The 1,810-nt window shown below is 76.4% G+C and carries 2 protein-coding genes and 1 pseudogene; 2 read left to right on the top strand and 1 reads right to left on the bottom strand.

Annotated elements, in window-relative coordinates:
- Positions 1 to 92: 92 nt before the first annotated feature.
- Positions 93 to 410, top strand: a pseudogene (rmuC, locus tag HLB09_RS20485) (DNA recombination protein RmuC); the annotation flags it as partial.
- Between the two features lie 119 nt (positions 411 to 529).
- On the top strand, positions 530 to 775 hold the full coding sequence (locus HLB09_RS17955) for a hypothetical protein (protein WP_212771270.1): 246 nt from the start codon (positions 530 to 532) through the stop codon (positions 773 to 775).
- A gap of 15 nt (positions 776 to 790) precedes the next feature.
- Here the strand turns inward: HLB09_RS17955 and HLB09_RS16515 are convergent, their stop codons facing one another.
- Entirely contained in the window at positions 791 to 1,741 is a 951-nt protein-coding gene (locus HLB09_RS16515) for a 4-hydroxy-3-methylbut-2-enyl diphosphate reductase (RefSeq protein WP_171204391.1), read from the bottom strand.
- Positions 1,742 to 1,810: the final 69 nt, after the last annotated feature.

Raw genomic sequence — 1,810 nt, 5'->3', positions numbered from 1 at the left:
CCCTCGAGCGGGCGCGGGCGTCCGAGGCGGCGCGCGAGGACGAGCACGAGCTGGCCCTGGGCCTGGCCCCGCTCACGAGCAGCCTGGCGCGCGTGGAGCGCACCGTCGGCTCGCTGGAGGCCGAGCGCGCCGCCCAGGTGGGCCGCCTGGAGGCCCAGCTCGAGGCCGTCCGCCGCTCCGGCGAGGCGCTGCGCACCGAGACGACGGCGCTCGCCGGCGCGCTGCGCAGCCCGAGCGCCCGAGGGGCGTGGGGGGAGGTCCAGCTGCGCCGCGTCGTCGAGCACGCCGGGATGCTCGACCGCGTCGACGTCGAGCACCAGGTCACGGCGCCCGGCGCGGACGGCGGGCGCGTCCGGCCGGACGCCGTCGTCCGGCTGCCCGGGGGCAAGAGCGTCGTCGTCGACGCCAAGGCGCCGCTCGCCGCCTTCCTCGAGGCCGCGGCCTGCTCGACACGGGCCGCGAGCTCCACCGCCGCCTCGGGACCCTCGGCCGCGGCACGGCGGCCCTCGGCCGCTCCCTGCACCGGGCCGTGGAGGACTACAACGGCCTGGTCGGCACCCTCGAGCGACGCGTGCTCGTCTCGGCGCGGCGCCTCGCCGACATGGGGCTCGTCGAGGACGACCTGCCGGCGCCCGAGCCCCTCGTCGACGCGCCGCGGCCGCTCACGGCCCCGGAGCTCGTGGCCGACCTCGACGACGGGGCCGCCCCCGCCCGTGATGAGCGAGACCGTCCCGAGCGGGGGCGGGGCCCGGACGGCGTCCGCCGCGCCGGCTGAGGCTCCGGAGGGGTGTCAGGCCCGCATCGCGGCGGCGGTCTTGAGGTCCGCCCGGAGCTCGCGGGGCAGCGAGAAGAGCAGGTCCTCCGACGCCGTGCGGACCTCCTCGACGTCCCCGAAGCCGCGCTCGGCCAGCCAGGCCAGCAGGTCGGTGACGAGGATCTCCGGCACCGACGCGCCCGACGTGACGCCGACCGTCGTCACGCCCTCGAGCCAGGCCTCGTCGACCTCGCCCCGGTGGTCCACCCGGTGGGCGGCCCTCGCCCCGTGCTGGAGCCCGACCTCGACGAGGCGGACGGAGTTCGAGGAGTTGGCCGACCCCACCACGATCATCAGGTCGCAGCTCGGGGCGATCTTCTTGACCGCCACCTGCCGGTTCTGCGTGGCGTAGCAGATGTCGTCGCTCGGCGGGTCCTGCAGCGTCGGGAAGCGCTCGCGCAGCCGCTCGACCGTCTGCATCGTCTCGTCGACCGACAGCGTCGTCTGGCTGAGCCACACGACCTTCTCGGGGTCGCGGACCGTGACCGCGTCGACGGACTCGGGCCCGTCGACGAGCTGGACGTGCTCGGGGGCCTCGCCCGCCGTGCCCTCGACCTCCTCGTGCCCGTCGTGGCCGACGAGGAGGATGTCGTAGTCGTCCTTGGCGAAGCGCACGGCCTCCTTGTGCACCTTCGTCACCAGGGGGCACGTCGCGTCGATGGTCTTGAGCTGCCGCTCGGCCGCCGACGCGTGCACCGCCGGGGAGACCCCGTGCGCGGAGAAGATGACGGTGGCGCCCTCGGGCACCTCGTCGGTCTCGTCGACGAAGACGGCGCCGCGCTCGGTGAGCGTGGCCACGACGTGCTTGTTGTGGACGATCTCCTTGCGCACGTACACGGGGCTGCCGTGCAGCTCCAGGGCCTTCTCCACGGCGACGACGGCGCGGTCCACGCCGGCGCAGTAGCCGCGCGGCGCGGCGAGGAGCACGCGCCGACCGCCGCCCTCGCCGCCGGCGGTCGCCCCGCCCGCGGCGGACGAGGCGCCGTGCTCGGCGAC

The sequence above is a fragment of the Pseudokineococcus marinus genome, from assembly GCF_013004605.1.
GTDB classification, from domain to species: domain Bacteria; phylum Actinomycetota; class Actinomycetes; order Actinomycetales; family Quadrisphaeraceae; genus Pseudokineococcus; species Pseudokineococcus marinus.
This window is presented reverse-complemented; position numbering and strand designations above follow the sequence as displayed.